The organism is Streptomyces sp. NPDC015532, from assembly GCF_043078065.1.
In the GTDB taxonomy this organism is placed as follows: domain Bacteria; phylum Actinomycetota; class Actinomycetes; order Streptomycetales; family Streptomycetaceae; genus Streptomyces.
The window spans coordinates 1-18,296 of the sequence record NZ_JBIBSY010000005.1; the positions used below are offsets into that span (position 1 = coordinate 1).

10 protein-coding genes are annotated in these 18,296 nt (G+C 73.2%); 4 read left to right on the plus strand and 6 right to left on the minus strand.

Annotated elements, in window-relative coordinates; all coding sequences use genetic code 11:
- Window positions 1–368: 368 nt before the first annotated feature.
- The gene (locus ACF07B_RS17495; RefSeq protein ID WP_369483778.1) at window positions 369–917 is read right to left on the minus strand and encodes a MarR family winged helix-turn-helix transcriptional regulator; all 549 of its coding nucleotides are present in this window, start codon (window positions 915–917) and stop codon (window positions 369–371) included.
- A 181-nt stretch (window positions 918–1,098) separates the two neighbouring features.
- On the opposite strand from ACF07B_RS17495, the gene ACF07B_RS17500 reads away from it, so the two are divergent.
- Window positions 1,099–2,373: an MFS transporter gene (locus ACF07B_RS17500; RefSeq protein WP_392179876.1), complete on the plus strand. Its 1,275-nt coding sequence runs from the start codon at window positions 1,099–1,101 to the stop codon at window positions 2,371–2,373.
- Between the two features lie 91 nt (window positions 2,374–2,464).
- On the opposite strand, the gene ACF07B_RS17505 is transcribed toward ACF07B_RS17500, so the two are convergent.
- From ACF07B_RS17505 to ACF07B_RS17515, 3 genes are all read right to left on the minus strand, one after another.
- The gene (locus ACF07B_RS17505) at window positions 2,465–3,280 is read right to left on the minus strand and encodes a class I SAM-dependent methyltransferase (RefSeq protein WP_392179548.1); all 816 of its coding nucleotides are present in this window, start codon (window positions 3,278–3,280) and stop codon (window positions 2,465–2,467) included.
- A gap of 53 nt (window positions 3,281–3,333) precedes the next feature.
- Window positions 3,334–5,001, minus strand: coding sequence for a SpoIIE family protein phosphatase (locus tag ACF07B_RS17510; protein WP_369483776.1), 1,668 nt, complete (start codon window positions 4,999–5,001; stop codon window positions 3,334–3,336).
- A 130-nt stretch (window positions 5,002–5,131) separates the two neighbouring features.
- Window positions 5,132–6,496, minus strand: a complete 1,365-nt coding sequence (locus ACF07B_RS17515; protein WP_392179549.1) for an NAD(P)/FAD-dependent oxidoreductase — start codon at window positions 6,494–6,496, stop codon at window positions 5,132–5,134.
- 374 nt (window positions 6,497–6,870) lie between these two features.
- On the opposite strand from ACF07B_RS17515, the gene ACF07B_RS17520 reads away from it, so the two are divergent.
- A complete protein-coding gene (locus ACF07B_RS17520) occupies window positions 6,871–7,650 on the plus strand; it encodes a TetR/AcrR family transcriptional regulator (protein WP_369483774.1) in 780 nt (259 codons plus the stop codon).
- A 402-nt stretch (window positions 7,651–8,052) separates the two neighbouring features.
- Window positions 8,053–10,152 carry a sigma-70 family RNA polymerase sigma factor gene (locus ACF07B_RS17525; protein ID WP_392179550.1) on the plus strand — a complete coding sequence of 700 codons (2,100 nt, stop codon included), beginning with the start codon at window positions 8,053–8,055 and terminating at the stop codon, window positions 10,150–10,152.
- Window positions 10,153–10,175: 23 nt separating this feature from the next.
- Here the strand turns inward: ACF07B_RS17525 and ACF07B_RS17530 are convergent, their stop codons facing one another.
- Entirely contained in the window at window positions 10,176–13,625 is a 3,450-nt protein-coding gene (locus ACF07B_RS17530; RefSeq protein WP_392179551.1) for a BTAD domain-containing putative transcriptional regulator, read from the minus strand.
- 323 nt (window positions 13,626–13,948) lie between these two features.
- Window positions 13,949–16,042 (minus strand): asparagine synthase-related protein, encoded by a 2,094-nt coding sequence (locus ACF07B_RS17535; RefSeq protein WP_369486542.1) that lies wholly within the window; start codon window positions 16,040–16,042, stop codon window positions 13,949–13,951.
- A gap of 815 nt (window positions 16,043–16,857) precedes the next feature.
- Between ACF07B_RS17535 and ACF07B_RS17540 the strand changes: the two genes are divergently transcribed.
- The gene (locus tag ACF07B_RS17540) at window positions 16,858–18,279 is read left to right on the plus strand and encodes an MFS transporter (RefSeq protein ID WP_369486543.1); all 1,422 of its coding nucleotides are present in this window, start codon (window positions 16,858–16,860) and stop codon (window positions 18,277–18,279) included.
- Window positions 18,280–18,296: the final 17 nt, after the last annotated feature.

The window sequence follows — 18,296 nt, forward strand, 5'->3', positions numbered from 1 at the left end:
CGGACGCTTCCTTTGTACTCACCCTCTCGGGCTTTCCTCCGGGCGCTTCCCTTCGGTCTTGCGTTTCCGACTCTATCAGATCCTTTCGGGCCTGATTCCCAGTCAGCGGGGCTTGTCTTCCCGGCTGTTGGGCCGTTCCGACGTCTCAAACTTTAGCGGATCTTCCCGGCAGTTCCTAATCGGGCCGCCGGCCCCAAATCGAATGGAATTCGGACACGCCGAATTCATCCCGACTGGGAGATCATGCTGGTGGTTTGAGTGCCGCATCAGCGGCGGAGGCGCCGTCGCGGAACCAGTCCGGCTCCGTGACAACTCGAAGAACTTTACGGATCCGACAGGGCAGTGTCAACCTCCCCTGTCAAGATCTTTTAATCGAGGTCGCTGAGCCGACCGCCCGCGTCCGGCTGGGCGTCCTCCACCCGTCGCAGCAGGCGCGTCAGAACCTCGCCCAGGACGCCCCGGTCCTCGGTCGAGAGGTCCTGGAGCAGGTCCTCCTCGAAGACCGTGGCGAGGCGCATGGCCTCCAGCCACTTCTCGCGGCCCTCGTCGGTCAGCTCGACGATGACCCGCACCCGGTTCGACTCGTCGCGTTCCCGGGTGACCAGACCCTCCCCGACCATGCGGTCGATGCGGTGGGTCATGGCGGCCGGGGTGAGACCGAGGCGCTTGGCGAGCTCGCTCGGGCCGAGGCGGTACGGAGCGCCGGCGAGGACGAGCGCCTTCAGGACCTCCCACTCGGCGTTGCTGATGCCGAGCGCGGCGGTCTGGCGGCCATAGGCGACGTTCATCCGCCGGTTGAGGCGGGACAGCGCCGAGACGATCTTCTCGACCTGGGGGTCGAGGTCCTGGAACTCGCGCTGGTAGGCGGCGATCTGTTCTTCGAGTGCCGGCTCGCTGACGCCGGGGGTGTCGCCCATGGCCCGAGTATCGCATGACGCCGCTTGGCATCGAAGTCCTTGAACATGTAGAGTTCAACTTCGAACTTTAGCTTTGAAGTCTTCAGGCTTGCATCCATGCGTAGGGAACGTGTCACCGACACGGTGCCCGGCAGGGGCCGGCACGGCTTCACGATCAAGGCAGGTGAAAGTGACCAGGGCGATGGGCGCAGCGATGCGCCGGATCCACGTGGGCAACGCGCTCAGCGCGTTCGGGCTCGGCTTTACCGTCCCCTTCCTCTACGTCTATGTGGCGCAGGTGCGGGGACTCGGCTCCATGACGGCGAGCATCGTGCTCGCCGTCTTCGCCGTGGCCGCTCTCGTCGTGCTGCCGTTCGCGGGGCGGGCCATCGTCCGGCGCGGTCCCCTGCCGGTGCTCCTGATCGCCCTGGTCACCGCCGCCCTGGGTGCGCTGAGCCTCGGGCTGGCGAGCAGCGCGACGACCGTGGTGCTGTCGGCCGCGGCGCTCGGTGCCGGGCAGGCCGTGATGCAGCCGTCGCTCGCGACGATGATCGTGGACTGCTCCTCGGCGGACACCCGCTCGCGGGCCTTCGCGACGCAGTTCTTCCTGCAGAACCTGGGCCTCGGTGTCGGCGGTCTCATCGGCGGTCACATCGTCGACCCGGACCGGGCGAGCTCGTTCACGCTCCTGTTCGCGATCGAAGCGGCGATGTTCCTGGTGCTGGTCGTGATCATGGCGGGCGTCCGGATGCCGCACGCGCCGCGGATCGACGGGGACACGCCCCGGTCCAAGGGCGGGAGCTGGAAGCAGCTGCTCGGCAACCGGGCCATGGTGCAGCTCTCCGTGCTGGGCTTCGTGCTGTTCTTCGCCTGTTACGGACAGTTCGAGTCGGGGCTGTCGGCGTACGGCGTCGAGGCGGCCGGGATCTCCACGTCCGCGCTCGGTACGGCGATGGCGGCGAACACGGCGATGATCGTGGTCGCGCAGTTCGCGGTGCTGAAGTTCGTCGAGCGCCGCAAGCGGTCCCGGGTGATCGCCGCGGTCGGGCTCATCTGGGCCGTCGCCTGGCTGGCGGCCGGATACGCGGGTCTCGGGCACGGCAGCCAGACCATGGCGACGGCGGCCTTCGTCTCGACGTACGCGCTCTTCGGGCTCGGTGAGGCGATGCTGTCGCCGACCGTCGCTCCGCTGGTCGCCGATCTGGCGCCGGCGGGCATGGCGGGTCAGTACAACTCCGCCTTCGCCCTGGTGAAGCAGCTCGCGCTGGCGATCGGCCCCGCGGTGGGCGGTCCGATGGGGGCCTCGCTGCACGGCCCGTACGTCGTGACGTTCCTGCTCTTCTCGCTCGGTATCACCGCCCTGGCCCTGCGGCTCGGGCGGCGGCTCACCCCCGTACAGAATCAGCCGTCGCTCGCGCGGAGCCGGGTGGTCGCGCAGGGCGGGGCTCCGGCCGAGCCGGTGCCCGCGAGCGCCTGACCGCCGGGGCCGCGGGACGAAGGCGCGGACCGGAACGGCCGCCATCACGAAGGGACGTGGTGGCGGCCGTTTCGTGTGCGCGGCGCGGGTGTCAGCGGATGCCGGTCAGCAGGTTGGCGGTGAAGGGGAGGGTGGCGGTGCCGTCGGGGGCGGTGTGGCCGGCGAGTCGGGTGTGGACGGTCCGCCCCGCGCGCAGGAGTGCGTCCTCGCCCGCGGTGTCGACGATCGCCTGTCCCCAGGATGTGGACGAGAGCTGGCCGGGGGCGTACGCGTCGAGGGGCGGGAACGGGATGGCGAAGGTGACCTGGCGGACGGCGACGTCGTGGAAGCCGGCGTCTCGCAGGGCGGCGGAGAGCCGCTCGGGGGTGCCGGAGAACGCGCCCTCGTAGTCCGCCGCGAGTTCCTTGCCGCCGTGTTCCTCGACCGCCTCGTACTGGGCGACGAAGTAGGGGATGAGTTCTCTGGCGGCCCAGGCGGTGGCGGCGAAGCGGCCGCCGGGGCGCGTCACGCGGGCCGCCTCCGTGAGGGCCGCGTCCAGGTCGGGGAAGAACTGGACGCCCTGCTGGCACACGACCGCGTCGAAGGCCGCGTCCTCGTAGGGCAGTCCCTCGGCGGGGGCGACGGTGAACTCGATGTCCGGGTACATGCGGGGCGCGTGCTCCGCGGCCACGCCGATCATGCCCGGGTTGACGTCCGCCCCCGAGACCCGGCCGGCGGGGCCGACCCGGGCCGCCGCCGCGCGGGCCGCGAAGCCGGTGCCGCAGGCCAGGTCGAGCACCTTGGCTCCGGGGTACAGGTCGACGGCGTCCAGGATCGCTTCCACGAAGGGCGCCATGAACGGCGTCGCGTACCGCTCGTAGCGCTCGGGGCCACTTCCCTTGAGCTGAAAGCCCGATTCGTCTGCCATGGGGAGCTCTTAGCACCCGGCCGCCCCCTCGGCCAGGGGACGCGCGGGACGGGTCAGGTCCCGGCGCGCGGGAGCGCGAACTCGCACCACACCGCTTTGCCGCCGCCCGGTGTGCGGCGCGAGCCCCAGTTCGAGGCGATCGTGGCCACGATCGCGATGCCGCGGCCCGCCTCGTCGCCGGGCTCCGCGCGGCGGCGCCGCGGGAGGTGGTCGTCTCCGTCGGTGACCTCGATGATCAGGCGGCGGTCGGTGCGGCGCAGGCGCAGTCTCATCGGCGGGGTGCCGTGCTGGAGCGAGTTGGCGACGAGTTCGCTGGCGGCCAGGACGCCGAGGTCGTGCAGGTCGCCGGGGAAGCGCCAGCTGGCGAGCACGCCGGAGGCGAAGGCACGCGCGCGCGGGGCCGCTTCCATGCCGCCGAGCAGTTCCAGGGCGGCGTTGCGGAAGAGCTCGCTGTCGGAGCCCGTACGGGAAGGGTGCTGGAGGACCAGGACGGCGACGTCGTCGTCGTGGTCGGCGGTGACGCCGGCCGCGCGGACCAGGCGGTCGCAGACCACCTGGGGGCTGCCGGTGGCGCCGGCCAGGGCACGTTCCAGGGAGGCGATGCCCTCGTCGAGGTCCTCGTCGCGGCGCTCGACCAGGCCGTCCGTGTACAGGACGGCGGTGGAGCCGGGGCCCAGGGGCACCGAGCCCGAGGCGTGCAGCCAGCCGCCGGTGCCGAGCGGCGGTCCTGTCGGCTCGTCGCCGCGGTGGATGATGCCGTTCTCGTCGCGGACCAGGATGGGCAGGTGGCCGGCGGAGGCGTACACCAGGCGGCCCTCGTTCGGGTCGTGGATGGCGTACACGCAGGTGGCGATCTGGTTGGCGTCGATCTCGGTGGCGAGGCCGTCGAGGAGTTGCAGGATCTCGTGCGGCGGCAGGTCGAGACGGGCGTACGCGCGCACGGCCGTGCGCAGCTGGCCCATGACGGCGGCCGCGCGGACGCCTCGGCCCATGACGTCGCCGATGACGAGCGCGGTGCGGCCGCCGCCCAGGGTGATGACGTCGTACCAGTCGCCGCCGACCGCCGCCTCCGTGCCGCCGGGCAGGTAGGTGGCGGCGATGCGCAGGTCGTCGGGCTCCTCCAGTTCCTGCGGGAGCAGGGAACGCTGGAGGGTGACGGCGGTCTCGCGCTGGCGGCGTTCGCTGGCGCGCAGCCGCTCGGCGGCCTCGGCGTGATCGGTGACGTCGGTGGCGAAGACGAGGACGCCGCGGCCGTCGGCCTCCGGGGAGATGTCGACGGGCGTGCAGGTGAACGTGTAGGAGCGGCCGGTCGACACCTTGCGGGACTTGACGGTGCGGGGCTTGGCGCTGCGCAGGACCTGGTCGAGGAGCGGCAGCAGGCCGAGTTCGTCCAGTTCGGGCAGTGCCTCGCGCGCGGGCGCGCCGGCGGGGCGGGCGCCGAAGGCCGCCGTGTAGGCGTCGTTGACGTACGAGACGCGGTGTTCGGGACCGTGCACGAGGGCGACGAGGGCGGGGACGCGGTCGAGGACCGCGCGCACCGGGAGTTCGTCGACGGCGAGGCCGGGAGGGGCGTCGTCGGTGAGCTGTTCGACGCGGGCCGCCGGCACGGAGCCTTCGCCGCGCCGGTCCGGGGCGGCCGTGTGCGGGGCCGTGTGCTCGGTCCGCGCTGCGGCGCGGCGCTGCGTTCCGGGGAGCCGGGCGCTCCAGCGCGTGAAGTTCACAGTGGGGAAAGCCTCGTGTTAGAAGGGCGAGCGGTTCACCCGCCCAAAGTCGTGGACCTGTCTGGCAGTCTGACCGACCGGGCCTGCATCCGTCAGACGCCGTCCCTGCCGGTGGAGTTCCTCGGTCCGGTCAGGACGACCCCTTCGGGTCGGTCGGAGGCTTTCCCCCGGCCGCCAGTTCGAACTCCGCACGGGGGTGTTCGAGCGAACCGAGGGACACGATCTCCCGCTTGAAGAGACCCGCCAGGGTCCATTCGGCGAGCACACGGGCCTTGCGGTTGAAGGTCGGCACCCTGCTGAGGTGGTAGACGCGGTGCATGAACCAGGCAGGATAGCCCCTCAGCTTGCGCCCGTAGACGTACGCGACTCCCTTGTGCAGTCCGAGGGACGCGACGGAGCCGACGTATTTGTGGGAGTACGTCTCCAGGGGTTCGCCGCGCAGGGTGTGCGCGAGGTTGTCGCCGAGGAGCTTCGCCTGGCGCACGGCGTGCTGGGCGTTGGGCGCGGTCTCCTTGCCGGGCCCGGCGGTCACGTCGGGGACGGCGGCGGCGTCCCCGGCGGCCCAGGCGTGCGCGACGCCGTCGACGGTGAGCCGGGGCGTGCACGTGAGCCGGCCGCGCTCGTTCAGGGGGAGGTCGGTCGCGGCGAGGACGGGGTGCGGTTTCACGCCGGCCGTCCACACGACGGTGCGGGTCGGGAAGCGCGCGCCGTCACTGAGGACGGCGACCCGGTCCGCGCAGCTGTTGAGGCGGGTCTCCAGGCGTACCTCGATGTTGCGCCGCCGCAGCTGGCTGACCGTGTACCGGCCCATCTCCTCGCCGACCTCGGGCAGGATGCGGTCCGAGGCCTCGACGAGGATCCATTTCATGTCCTCGGGCTTGAGGTTGTGGTAGTACCGCGCGGTGTAGCGGGCCATGTCCTCCAGTTCGCCGAGCGCCTCGACGCCGGCGTAGCCGCCCCCTACGAAGACGAAGGTCAGGGCGGCGTCCCGGATCGCGGGGTCGCGGGTGGAGGAGGCGATGTCCATCTGCTCGATGACGTGGTTGCGCAGGCCGATGGCCTCTTCGACCGTCTTGAAGCCGATGGCGAAGTCGGCGAGTCCGGGGATCGGCAGGGTGCGCGAGACCGAGCCGGGGGCGAGCACGAGTTCGTCGTACGTGAGCTGCTCGGCGCCCGCGCCCTCCTCCTCGGTGGCGAGCGTGGTGAGTGTGGCGGTGCGTTTGGCGTGGTCGATCGACCGGACCTCACCGATGACGATCCGGCACCGGTCGAGGACCCGGCGCAGCGGGACGACCACGTGACGCGGCGAGATGGAGCCCGCGGCGGCCTCGGGAAGGAACGGCTGATAGGTCATGTACGGGTCGGGCGACACGACCGTGATCTCGACCTCGCCCCGCTTCAGTTCGGGCTTGAGCTGCCGCTGGAGGCGCAGGGCGGTGTACATCCCGACGTAGCCGCCGCCGACGATGAGAATGCGCGCACGTTCCTTCACCATCCCATGACGCACCCCGCTCCGGAGTTTGTCCACAGCCCCGACAATTTGTGTGACCGGTCGCCGACAACGTGCGGAGTTGGCCGATTTGTCGGAGTCTAGGGAAAACCCGCAGGTCAAGGTGGGTGAGGGGGGTATTCGGACAGGGTGTAATCGGGACGTACGGGGTCCGTACTCCGATCGGGGGGCGCTCCGTGCGGAACCTGCCCCTTCTGAATTGACCCCCTCTCAACTATGTTCGTGTGTCGACGGGGTGTAGGGGGATGCGCTCGGCGGTTCCGCACGGCGGACTCGCGCACCAGCTTGTTCCGCACGCTCCGGTCTGTCGATGGCGGGGAGAGTCTCCGGGGGGAGACGTCATTACCGGGGGAACGCTTATGCATATTCAGGACTCTCATTGGTCTTCCGCGTCAGCCATCGCACCTGGTGGTGCGATGGGCGCGGTGACGAGCGGCAACGGCCGCGGTCCGACGGACGGACCGCGTACGACACCGCTGCGTGTGGACGCACAGCGCAATCTGGAACATGTACTGCGGGCGGCGCGCGAGGTCTTCGGCGAGCTGGGGTACGGCGCGCCGATGGAGGACGTCGCCCGACGGGCGAGGGTCGGTGTCGGCACGGTGTACCGGCGCTTCCCGAGCAAGGACGTCCTGGTGCGCCGGATAGCCGAGGAGGAGACCTCCCGGCTGACCGACCAGGCCCGTTCCGCGCTCGGTCAGGAGGACGAGCCGTGGTCGGCGCTCTCGCGCTTCCTGCGGACCTCGGTGGCCTCGGGCGCCGGACGGCTGCTGCCGCCGCAGGTGCTGCGGGTCGGCGTGGCCGAGGACGGTCCCGAGCACGACGAGGCACGGGTGCCGCAGCAGCGGTCGCAGCCCGCGCCCGAGTTGCGGCTCGTCGAGCAGCGGTCCGCTCCCGAGGAGGAGCAGGTGATCGCCGCGGTGGACGACGCCGGGGCGACGGCGCTGCTCGAGGTGGTCGGGCGGCTCGTCGACCGGGCGCGTGCGGCGGGCGAGTTGCGCGCCGACGTCACCGTGGCGGACGTCCTGCTGGTCATCGCGACGGCGGCACCATCGCTGCCGGACGCGGCCCAGCAGGCCGCGGCCTCGGCCCGGCTTCTGGACATCCTGCTGGAGGGCCTGCGCTCGCGTCCCGCGTGAGCCGGCTCGAAGGCACCCGCGGTGTGAGCGGGTTCCGGACACGGAGGCGTGCCGGAGCACGAGGGCACGGCGGGGCACGAAGGGGCTCCGCGTGCGCGGGGTCCTGTGTACGCGGCCGCCGCCGAGCGCGCGGTCGCGCGTGAACACCCCGATGCCCCCGGGGCGAGTGACGTCACTCGCCCCGGGGGCATCGCGCTTCCCGGCCGCACTCGGTGCGGAACGACTGATTCCGCGCGCACGGCGACTCTTCAACATTCCCCGAACGGGTGACAGTTAGTACTCCAGAGCGACAAGTCCCCTCGGACGAGTGGTTGGTCCGTACGCGTACGTTCCCTTGGGGGCGCCTGTGGCACTCTGGCCCGGTATTCGGGTCCGAGAGTGTGCAGGCGGGGGCTTTCCGCGATGGGTGTTGACGGGCGGGACGAGTCACTCGGTGACGGTGGCGCCGACGGCGGCACGGAAACCGGCGGCTCACCGTCACGGCGGGTGCCGAGCCAGGGCGGCCCGCACGGCGGAACCCCGCACGGCGAGAGCCGGGACGGCGGCACCTCTGACCGCATGAGCCGGGACGGCGGCGACTCCAGCCGCGTAAGCCGGGACGGCGACGGCTCGGACAACCGAAGCCGGGACCGCGACGACCGGCACCGGGACGGCCCGGACGCCGCGACGGCCGAGCTCGGCATGCCGTCACAGCGCGACCGCTGGGACGTGCACGACGACGGCGTTCTGCCGCCCCCGCGCGAGGCGGGAACCCCCGTGGACCCGCCGCCCCCCGACGCCGGTCTGATCGAGCGGATGCGCGCGGGCGACGACACGGCGTACGAGGAGCTGTACCGCCGGCACGCCGAAGCCGTCCGCCGCTACGCCCGCACCTGCTGCCGCGACACGCACACCGCCGACGACCTCACGGCCGAGGTGTTCGCCCGCATGCTCCAGGCCGTACGCGGCGGCAGCGGCCCCGAGCACGCCGTGCGCGCCTATCTCCTCACCACCGTCCGGCGGGTCGCCGCGAACTGGACGAAGACGGCCAGACGCGAGCAACTGGTCGACGACTTCGCCGTGTTCGCCGCACAGGCCACCCGCGGATCCGAGGTCTCCGACGACGACACGCTCGACCTCGGCGCGGATGTGCGCGCGATGCACGAGGCCGAACAGTCCATGGCCATGCGGGCCTTCCGCTCGCTGCCGGAGCGCTGGCAGGCCGTGCTGTGGCACACCGAGGTCGAGGACGAGTCCCCGAGCGAGGTCGCCACGCTCTTCGGTCTCGACGCGAACGGCACCCGTGTGCTCGCCAGCCGCGCCCGCGAGGGACTCCGGCAGGCCTACCTCCAGGCGCACGTGAGCACGACGCTCACCCTGGACGAGGAGTGCGCGCGGCACGCCGACCGGCTCGGTGCCTACGCCCGCGGCGGCCTGCGCACCCGTGCCGAACGGGGCCTGCGCAAACACCTGGAGGAGTGCGCCAGGTGCCGGCTGGCCGCGGGCCAGATCAAGGAAGTGGCCGGCGGGATCCCCGGGGTCGTGCCGGTCGCGGTCATCGGCTGGTTCGGTGCCGCCGGGTACGCGAAGGCCGTCGCGCTCATCGCCGGTGGCGCCGGAGCGGGCGCGGCCGGAGCCGCGGGCGCGGCGGCCGTGGCGGGCGGCGGCTCGGGAGGTGTCGGCGCCGGGGGCGGCGCCGCGGTCTCCGAGGGGCTGGGCGCGCCGGTCAAGGCCGGCATCGCGGCGGGTGTCGTCGCGGTGGCCGCGGCGGCGGTCGCGCTGTCCCTGGTGGGCAACGACAGCCCCGCCCGGCGGCCCGAGGCGGGTCCGGCCGCCTCGCCCGCCGTCGAGGCGCCGGTGCCGTCGCCGGCACCGCCCGGGAAGTCCTCCACGCCGAAGCCACCGCCGGCGGTCCGCGAGCCGGCCCCCGCCCCGCCCTCCCCGGCGGAGCCGAAACCCGCCCCCAAGCCGGCGCCGAAGACGGTCCCGAGCCCGAGTCCGTCCCCCACGCCGTCCCCCACCCCGGCCCCGCTGCCGAAGCCACCCCCGCCGGACCCCGCCCCGGAGCCCACGCCTCCCCCGCCTGCCCCCGTCGTCTACCGGTGGAGCGACCTGGACTACGACGTCATCGGCGACCACACCGAGCCGGAGATGCGGATCGGTGCGAGCAGCTGGGTGTGGCAGCGCCACGCGATGAGCATCGCGAACACCCGGTACGCGCACGGTGTGACCGTCCACGGCCGGTCCTCCGTCACCATCGACCTGAACCGCGAGTGCAGCTCGTACGACGCCATGGCCGGTGTCGACGATCTGATGCTGGGCCTGGGCAGGCTGCGCTTCTCCGTCTACGCGGACGGGTCGCGGCTGTGGCGGTCACCGCTGATCGAGGGCGGCGACCCGGCGGTCCCCGTCCATGTGAACCTCACCGGCCACCGGACGGTCCGGCTCGTCGTCGAACCCCGCACCCCGTTCGACTCGACGTCGCTGGGCGACTGGGCGGAATCGAAGTTCCGGTGCCGGTGATCACCTAGGGCCCGCCGTCCGGATCACGCGGCGGGATGCGACTCGGGGTACGCCTCAAGGGCTTCGGCCAGGTCGCCGAGGGCCTCTTCCTGGGTGTAGCCGGAGCCTCGGGCGCGCTCGGACGCGTAGTGCTCCGGGCCGAGCGCCGCGAGAGCCGCGGCCGCGGTGCTCCGCACGGCGGCGCTCTCTCGGGCGGACCGCAGATCCCCGCCACGCCAGCCGGTGCCGGCGGCCAGCAGCCGCGCCGCGACCGAGTGGGCCCCCAGCTCGGTGAGCAGCCGCGCCGCGCTCTCGACGAAACCCGACGCCACCACGTCGGCGCACCGCGCGTCCATCGCGTGCCGCAGCGCCGTGCTCAGCTTCCGCAGTCCCGGCGCGGGGCCGGACTCGGCGGCCGTGACCAGGGCGTGCACCAGGTTCAGCCCCGCCGAGAACTGGGGCGGCGGAGTGCCCCGGAGGCTCTCCTCGCGCGACTTGTCGCACAGTTCGCGTGCGAGGGCGACCTCCCCGTGGTCCAGGACGACCTGGGCACGCAGCAGATGGACGAACGCCCGGGAGTCGGTCACCCCGTACTGGTCGGCGGCGACGCTCGCCTCGTCCAGTGTCGCCAGGGCCAGCGGACTGTCGCCGGCGCGGTGGGCGATCTCGGCCAGCCGCGCCATGAGGAACGGCACCTCCGCGTACGCCCCCACCTCGTAGGCGAGCCGCAGCGCCTCCGCGTACTCGCTCTTCGCCTCGTCGAACCGGCTGCGTGCCATGGCCGCCTCACCGGCCGCGCTGCACACCTGGGCTCGCATCCAGCGGTCCCCGACGCGTCGGCTGAGTCCGCGCAGTTCCTCCAGGTCCTCGTCCACTCCCGGCATGCCGCCCGGGGCGTCGACGACCATGTGCGTACGGAACATCAGGGCGACGCCGATCTCCCATTCGCCGCCGAACTCACGGCAGTTGGCGACCGCCGAGTTCATCGCGGGTCCCACGTCGTCCGGGTCGTCCAGGAAGTGCGCGGCCATCGGCCAGATGATCCCCGGCATGCGCGCCGCGTCCGGACCGCCCCGCTCGAAGGCGCCCCGCACCCGCCCCACGTACTCCCGCAGCCGCTTGTCGCCCCAGTCGTCCAGCGGGACGACGTCCACCTTCATGAACAGGTGGAGCATGCGCACCCGCATCCGCATGGCGTGCAGCGGGTGCCGCGCGTCACGCTCGGGATGGTCGAGAAAGGCGCCCACCGGATCGACGTCCCCGAGCTCGGGGAGGAGGCCGTCACCGGCGGCGGACACGGCGCCGACGGCCGCCGCCGGACGGTCACCGGCCGGCGTATCGAGCAGCGCCCCCAATTTCAGGACGCGTTCCGTCCACGAGATGCCCTCGTAGCGGAAGTTGCGCAGCCACCAGAACCAGCCCATGTCGAGGACGAGAGCGCCCGCCTCCTCCTCGTCATGGGCGGCGAGCGCGCGCCGCAGAGCGGCCCGGATGTTGTCGAGTTCGGTCTCCAGGCGCCGGATCCAGGGGAGTTGGCCGGCCGAGCGCAGCTGGGGCTCGGCCTCCGCGGTCAGGGCGCGCACCCAGGCGCGGTGGCGCCGCTCGGCGGCGGCACGCAGCTCGGGAACCTCGGCGGCGCGCTCGGTGGCGTACTCGTGGATGGTCTCCAGCATGCGGTAGCGCATCCCGCCGCCCGCCCAGGCGTCCCGGTCCCCGTCGCCCCGTCCGTCGTGGTCACCGGGTCCGTACGGACGGCCGTCGCCGCCCGTGGGGTCCGGGGTGGCGACGAGGAGGGACTTGTCGACGAGCGCCCCGATGAGGTCGGCGGCGGGGCCGGTGCACACGGCTTCCGCGGCTGCCAGGTCCCAGCCGCCCGCGAACACGGAGGCCTCGCGCAGTACGGTCCGCTCCCGTTCGTCGAGCAGATCCCAGGACCAGTCGACGACGGCGCGCAGGGTCTGCTGGCGGGGCAGCACCGTACGGCTTCCGGAGGTGAGCAGCCGGAAGCGGTCGTCGAGCCGGTCGGCGATCTGCCGCGGGGTGAGCAGCCGCAGGCGGGCCGCGGCCAGCTCGATGGCCAGGGGCAGGCCGTCGAGCCGTCGGCAGATCTCGTCCACGGCGGCGGAGTCGTGGAGCGCGGTGGCGGCTTCGGGGCGCACCACGGAGGCCCGTTCCATGAAGAGGCGGCGGGCCGAATCGGGCGGGAGCGGCTCGACCGGGCGCACCAACTCACCGGGGATTCCGAGGGGTTCACGGCTGGTGGCGAGGATCGTGAGCCCCGGGCAGCGGGTCAGCAGCGTCTCGGCGAGTTCGGCCGCCGCGTCGATCACATGCTCGCAGTTGTCGAGGATCAGGAGCTGGCTGCGTGGGGAGCAGTACTCGACGAGCAGGGCGACCGGGTCGTCCTGCGCGCCCGCCATCTCGTTGGTGATCAGGGCTGTCTCGCGCAGGCCGAGGGCGCTGACCACGGCGCCCGGGACCGCCTCGGGCCGGTCGAGCGGGGCCAACTCGGCCAGCCACGCCTGCGCGAGCCCGGCGGCGGCTTCCTCGGCGAGGCGGGTCTTGCCCGAACCGCCCGGTCCGGTGAGCGTGACCAGGCGTGCCCCCCGCGCATCCGCGCGGATGGCCTCGACCTCACGTTCCCGTCCGACGAACGAGTTCAGGCGCGGACGGATGTTCCCGGTCCGCTGGGCACGGGAGGGGTCCCCGGAACGCGGGCCGGCGTCCGGTGCGCCACTGCCCGTGGCGGCCCCGGGTTCCCGCGCTCCGCGGGCGTCCCGGGGGTCCAGCAGCGCGGCGTGCAGGTCCCGGAGCTCCGGCCCGGGATCGGCGCCGAGACCGTCCGTCAGGGCCCGGCGCACGTCCTCGTACGCGGCCAGCGCGTCGGCACTCCGGCCGGTCTCGCGCAGGGCGCGGATGAGCAGGACGTGCAGCGCCTCGTCGTACGGGTGGGCCGTCGTCAGTTCCTTCAGTTCCGGTACGACGTCGGCGGCGCGGCCGAGACGCAGGTCCGCCTCGACGCGGCTGCGCGTCGCCTCCAGGCGCAGGGCCTCCGGGCGGGTCGCGGCGGTGCGGTCGGGGAGGTCGGCGAGGGCGGGGCCGCGCCACAGGGCGAGGGCTTCGCCCAGTCGGGCGGCGGCGGTACGGGCGTCGCCCGCGTCGAGCGCGGTCCTGCCCTCCGTGACGAGCCGCTCGAACACGAACAGGTCCACGTCGTCGCGGGCGGCGCGGAGGCGGTAGCCGCCGGCCTCGGAGGTGACCGCGTCCTTTCCGATGGCGCGGCGGAGGCGGCCCATCAGCGCCTGGAGGGCGGCGGGGGCGTCCTGGGGCGGGTCGTCCGCCCATACCTCGTCGATGAGGGTGTCCGGGGAGAGGGTTCGGGCGGGGTGGCAGGCCAGGGCTGTGAGCAGCGCGCGGACCCGGGGGCCGCCCACCGCGACGAGGGTTCCCCGGTCGTCCTCCGCCTGGGCAACCCCCAGAATCCTGTACCGCACGCCCCCATTCTCACCGCCCGCCCGCCCGAGGTCACCGCCTGACCCCTCCCGAGCCGCCAAGGTCCCCCTTCTTCCCCGCCCCACCAAAACCTTCCTTCGCCCCCTCCGCCCCTACCCAACCCGAACCTGGGGCTCCGCCCCGGCCCCCGCTCCTCAAACGCCGGAGAGGCTGAAATTCACGCACGTGAGGGGCCGTGCCGGTACATCGATGCCCGTCGCCACCGACGCCCACCCCTCACCCAACGGCGACGGGCTGATGCACCGGCACGGCCCCGACCCACAACACACCCGCACCCGCGAGCGCAGCGACCCGGCGCGCAGGTTCAGCCCCGCTGGGCACCCGCCCCGAGCGCCCGTCCCTGCGGAACTATCCCCGCGGGAACGGCGCGTTGGCGTGCCGGTGTCCCCGTCCAGCAGGTTCCGCGCCGGGCCAGCAACCGCCGCAGCCACAGTTCGAGCGAGACGAGATCGGCCAGACCGTCGAGCGGCAGCGGCGCCCCCTCCGCGGCCGAGCGCAGGGCCTTGCGGACGACGCGCGCCTCGACCAGCCCGGCCTGCGCGAGCAACGGTGTGTCGAACAGGGAGACCAGGGAATCGGCCGCCACCCGCACCCCGGTGCGGGCCGCCGCCGTGGAGGACGACTGAGACGGAGCCCCCCAGCCGGGGGGCAGATCGGCCACCCCGGCCCCCTCCAGCACCGTACGCAGGATCGCCGCCCGTGCCCCCGGCTGCACCCGCAGCGCCTCCGGCAGGGCACGGCACGCCCGGACGACCTGGTTGTCCAGAAACGGCGTGTGCAGCCGCTGGAAGCGGATCTCGGCGGCCTGCTCCAGGACACGGACGTCGGCCGCGTGGCGGGCCAGCGCGGCCCTGGCACGGAAGTCCCCCGGCCGCTGTCCGGGACCGACGTTCGGACGTCCCCCGCCCCCTTGGAGGCGAACCGATACTTCCGCCAGCGCCTCGCCGGTCAGCCAGCGCGCCGCCGGCCCGGGTCTCGCCCAGCTGAGCGCGGCGAGCGACGCGCCCACCGCGCCCCCGGGTTCCTCGAACCGCCGGTGCAGCAACTGTTCGGCGAGGACCTCGACCCCGGTGCGGTACGGCGTGCGGGCGAGCTTGCGCGCCGCGCCGTACACGCGCGCGGGGACCATCACCGAGCCGTCGGCCTTCGTCAACGCGGCGACGGGTCGCACCAGATGGCGTCGTTTGCGGTCCATGAGCAGGTCGGCGAGCCGGGCCGGGTGGGCGTCGAGCACCTGCCGCGCGCCGTAGCCGGTGAAGTGGTCCGCGCTGCCGGAGGCGAGCCGCGCGCGGTGGCGTGCCGCGGTCACCAGGGAGGGTCCCGGCTCGTCGGTCAGCGGTCCCTCCAGGTCGGCGTAGGGAAGCGTCTCCTCGCCCCCGGTGACGACCACGTGGTGCAGCCTGGGGTTCGCGGCCAGCGTCCCGGCCCGCTCCAGTTCGGCCTCGCGCCCGCGGACGGCGAGGTCGTTGAAGGTGACGGCCAGGAGCCGTTCCCCCGCACCGGTGCCGTGTCCGAGGACCGTGCCGGGCGCTCCGGGAAGGCCGGCGGCGAGCAGCGCGAGGGTTCCCGAGGCGGGCCCTCCCGAGAGGTCGGCCCCGATACCCGGTACCGGTGTCCCGCGGGCGGCGCGCCGCTCGGCGGGCCCCATGCCGGGCACGGGCCCGGGGTCCACGTCGGCGCCGGGTACATGGCGGGGTGCGGAGAGGCGGGCGCGGACGGCCTCCACCAGGGCGTCCCGTACGGCGTCCACGGCGATCGTGGGATCGGCGATGGGCGCGGCGACGGCGAGGGAGGCGACGGGTTCGTACCCGGCGATCTCGCGGGCTCCGGCCCGCAGGATGAGCGTGTGTCCCGGCGGGATGCGGCGCACGCCTTCGTAGGGGGTGGAGTCGTGCACGGCGGCCGGTACGTCGGGGGCGGCGAGCATCGCGGCCAGGTGCCCGAAGTCGAGGTTGGCCTCGATGAGGTCGGCGAGCGGGAGCGCGGCGGTGGCGTAGGCCGTGCCGCCGGCCCAGGGGGTGTAGAACACGGGCCGGGCACCGGCGAGGTCGCCGCAGACGGTCACGCGGCGGCCGACCTGGACGACCGCGGTGTAGCTGCCGGACCAGTTGGTGAGGTGGCGCAGCGCTCCGCCGCGCGCGGCGAACAGTCCGACCCGCAGCTCGTCGTCGGAGGCCCCGCAGGTGCCGAGGACGGCGATGCGGTTCTCCGCGTCGGCCTTGACCACGCGCACCTCGTCGGGGCGCCAGTCGCCGACGGCCCACAGCGGATCCGGGTCACCCCACAGGAGTTGGGAACCGACGGGGTGCACGGTCTCTCCGTCGTTGCCCGTGGCGCCCGCCGAGCCGATCGCGGACGCTCTGGCGACGGTGCTGCTCCACCCCACCAACCATCGCATCGCCGCCTCCACAGGCTGTGGACAACCAGTGCACCGTACGAACTCGGCACCATGCTGCCACGAAGGAGGCGTACGGGAGGGCCCCTGCGGCGGCTTGCGCTCCCCGAAGTGCGCCCCCACGCGAACGTCCGCGCCGTCACGCGGGGGGCACGCTACCGGCAAATACCCTTCATACAGCGCCTGTTGAGGTCATCGGCAGTCGCCACCCCGCACCGGGGGAAATCCGCTCAGGACCGCCACCGGACCACCACCGGGCGACCCCGGCCCGCGAGGCACCCCATCCGGAACGCCCGGACCCACCCCGGCAGGTCGACGTGAATGCGCCCCCGATACGCTCCCTCAGGACGCCCTTCGCGCCCTCAACTCACGTGGTGGGAGCCCTGATTGCCCTCAGGGGAGGCCGTCGGTTTTCGGCCAATTCGGTGGGAGGCGGACGGGCGCGGACACGCTCCGTACAGGCCTTGCGCACCGCTTGCGCAACGCACAGTCCGGGAGGCGGAGTTCGCCCCCCGGACCGGTCCGCCGCCCGCGGGGATGTAGGCGGCGGTGTCCCCCAGCCCACTGGATCCAGTACAGCGGGCCGACCCACGCACGTTCCATGGAAGCGCTCCCCACCGTGGCCGGAGAAGAGCGCACGGACAGGCGCACAGCCACACAACAGGAGCACGCCGCGACAGTCCGTACAGTCGTACGGACCACAATCCCGCCAACCGGACGTACGCCCCTTAACGCTGGGGATCGGGCGAACTACGCTGGGTTTACGAATGCCGCGTGGTTATGCCAGTGCGGCAGCCGTCTGTGTCGAGGGGTGGCGCATGTCCAGGGAGCAACGCGGGCCGAACGAAAAACTCGGCGCCGTTCTCGCCCTCGCGGGAATCAGCAACGCAGGACTCGCGCGTCGCGTCAACGACCTTGGCGCTCAACGCGGGTTGACTCTTCGCTACGACAAGACGTCGGTGGCGCGCTGGGTGTCGAAGGGCATGGTGCCGCAGGGCGCCGCGCCGCACCTCATCGCGGCCGCCATCGGCCAGAAGCTCGGCCGTCCCGTGCCGCTCCACGAGATCGGCCTGGCGGACGCGGATCCCGCGCCGGAAGTGGGCCTCGCCTTCCCCCGTGACGTCGGGCAGGCGGTGCGGTCGGCCACGGAGCTGTACCGCCTCGACCTCGCCGGGCGCCGGGCCGGCGGCGGCATCTGGCAGTCACTGGCCGGATCCTTCGCCGTGAGCGCCTACGCGACGCCCGCCTCACGCTGGCTGATAACCCCGGCCGACAGTTCGGTGGCGCGCGAGGTGAGTCCGGGCGACGGCTCCGGAGCGCCGCTGAAAGTCGGCCACAGCGATGTGCTGAAACTCCGCGAGGCCGCCGAGGACGCCAGGCGCTGGGACTCCAAGTACGGGGGCGGTGACTGGCGTTCGTCCATGGTGCCGGAGTGCCTGCGGGTCGAGGCGGCGCCCTTGCTGCTCGGCTCCTACTCCGACGAGGTCGGCAGAGCGCTGTTCGGCGCGTCGGCGGAGCTCACCCGTCTCGCGGGCTGGATGGCCTTCGACACGGGCCAGCAGGAGGCGGCGCAGCGCTACTACATCCAGGCACTGCGGCTGGCCCGCGCGGCCGCCGACGTGCCCCTCGGGGGCTACGTCCTGGCGTCCATGTCCCTCCAGGCGACCTACCGCGGCTTCGGCGACGAGGGCGTCGACCTCGCCCAGGCCGCCCTGGAGCGCAACCGCGGTCTCGCCACGGCCCGCACCATGAGCTTCTTCCGGCTCGTCGAGGCACGTGCCCACGCCCGCGCCGGCGACGCCCACGCGGCCGGCGCGGCGCTGAAGGCGGCCGAGGGCTGGCTGGAGCGGGCCCGTGACGGCGACCACGACCCGTCCTGGCTCGGCTTCTACGGGTACGACCGCTTCGCGGCCGACGCGGCCGAGTGCTACCGCGACCTGAAGGCACCGCGCCAGGTGCGCCGGTTCACCGAACAGGCGCTGTCGAAGCCGACGGAGGAGTTCGTGCGTTCGCACGGACTCCGCCTGGTGGTCTCGGCGGTCGCCGAGCTGGAGTCCGGCAACCTGGACGCGGCGTGCGAGCAGGGCGTGCGAGCGGTGGAGGTCGCGGGACGGATCTCCTCCGCGCGCACCACCGAGTACGTGAAGGACCTGCTGCACCGGCTGGAGCCCTACGGCGACGAACCGCGCGTGGTGGAGCTGCGGGAGCGGGCCCGTCCTCTGCTGATGGCTCCCGCCTGAGGGAGAACGCCCGACGA

Bases quoted from the DNA above. Each gene is read 5' to 3' on its own strand.
- ACF07B_RS17495 (WP_369483778.1), bottom strand. From the start codon at position 917: ATGGGCGACACCCCCGGCGTCAGCGAGCCGGCACTCGAAGAACAGATC.
- ACF07B_RS17520 (WP_369483774.1), top strand. From the start codon at position 6,871: ATGCATATTCAGGACTCTCATTGGTCTTCCGCGTCAGCCATCGCACCT.
- ACF07B_RS17505 (WP_392179548.1), bottom strand. From the start codon at position 3,280: ATGGCAGACGAATCGGGCTTTCAGCTCAAGGGAAGTGGCCCCGAGCGC.
- ACF07B_RS17500 (WP_392179876.1), top strand. From the start codon at position 1,099: ATGGGCGCAGCGATGCGCCGGATCCACGTGGGCAACGCGCTCAGCGCG.
- ACF07B_RS17540 (WP_369486543.1), top strand. From the start codon at position 16,858: ATGTCCAGGGAGCAACGCGGGCCGAACGAAAAACTCGGCGCCGTTCTC.
- ACF07B_RS17515 (WP_392179549.1), bottom strand. From the start codon at position 6,496: ATGGTGAAGGAACGTGCGCGCATTCTCATCGTCGGCGGCGGCTACGTC.
- ACF07B_RS17535 (WP_369486542.1), bottom strand. From the start codon at position 16,042: ATGCGATGGTTGGTGGGGTGGAGCAGCACCGTCGCCAGAGCGTCCGCG.
- ACF07B_RS17525 (WP_392179550.1), top strand. From the start codon at position 8,053: ATGGGTGTTGACGGGCGGGACGAGTCACTCGGTGACGGTGGCGCCGAC.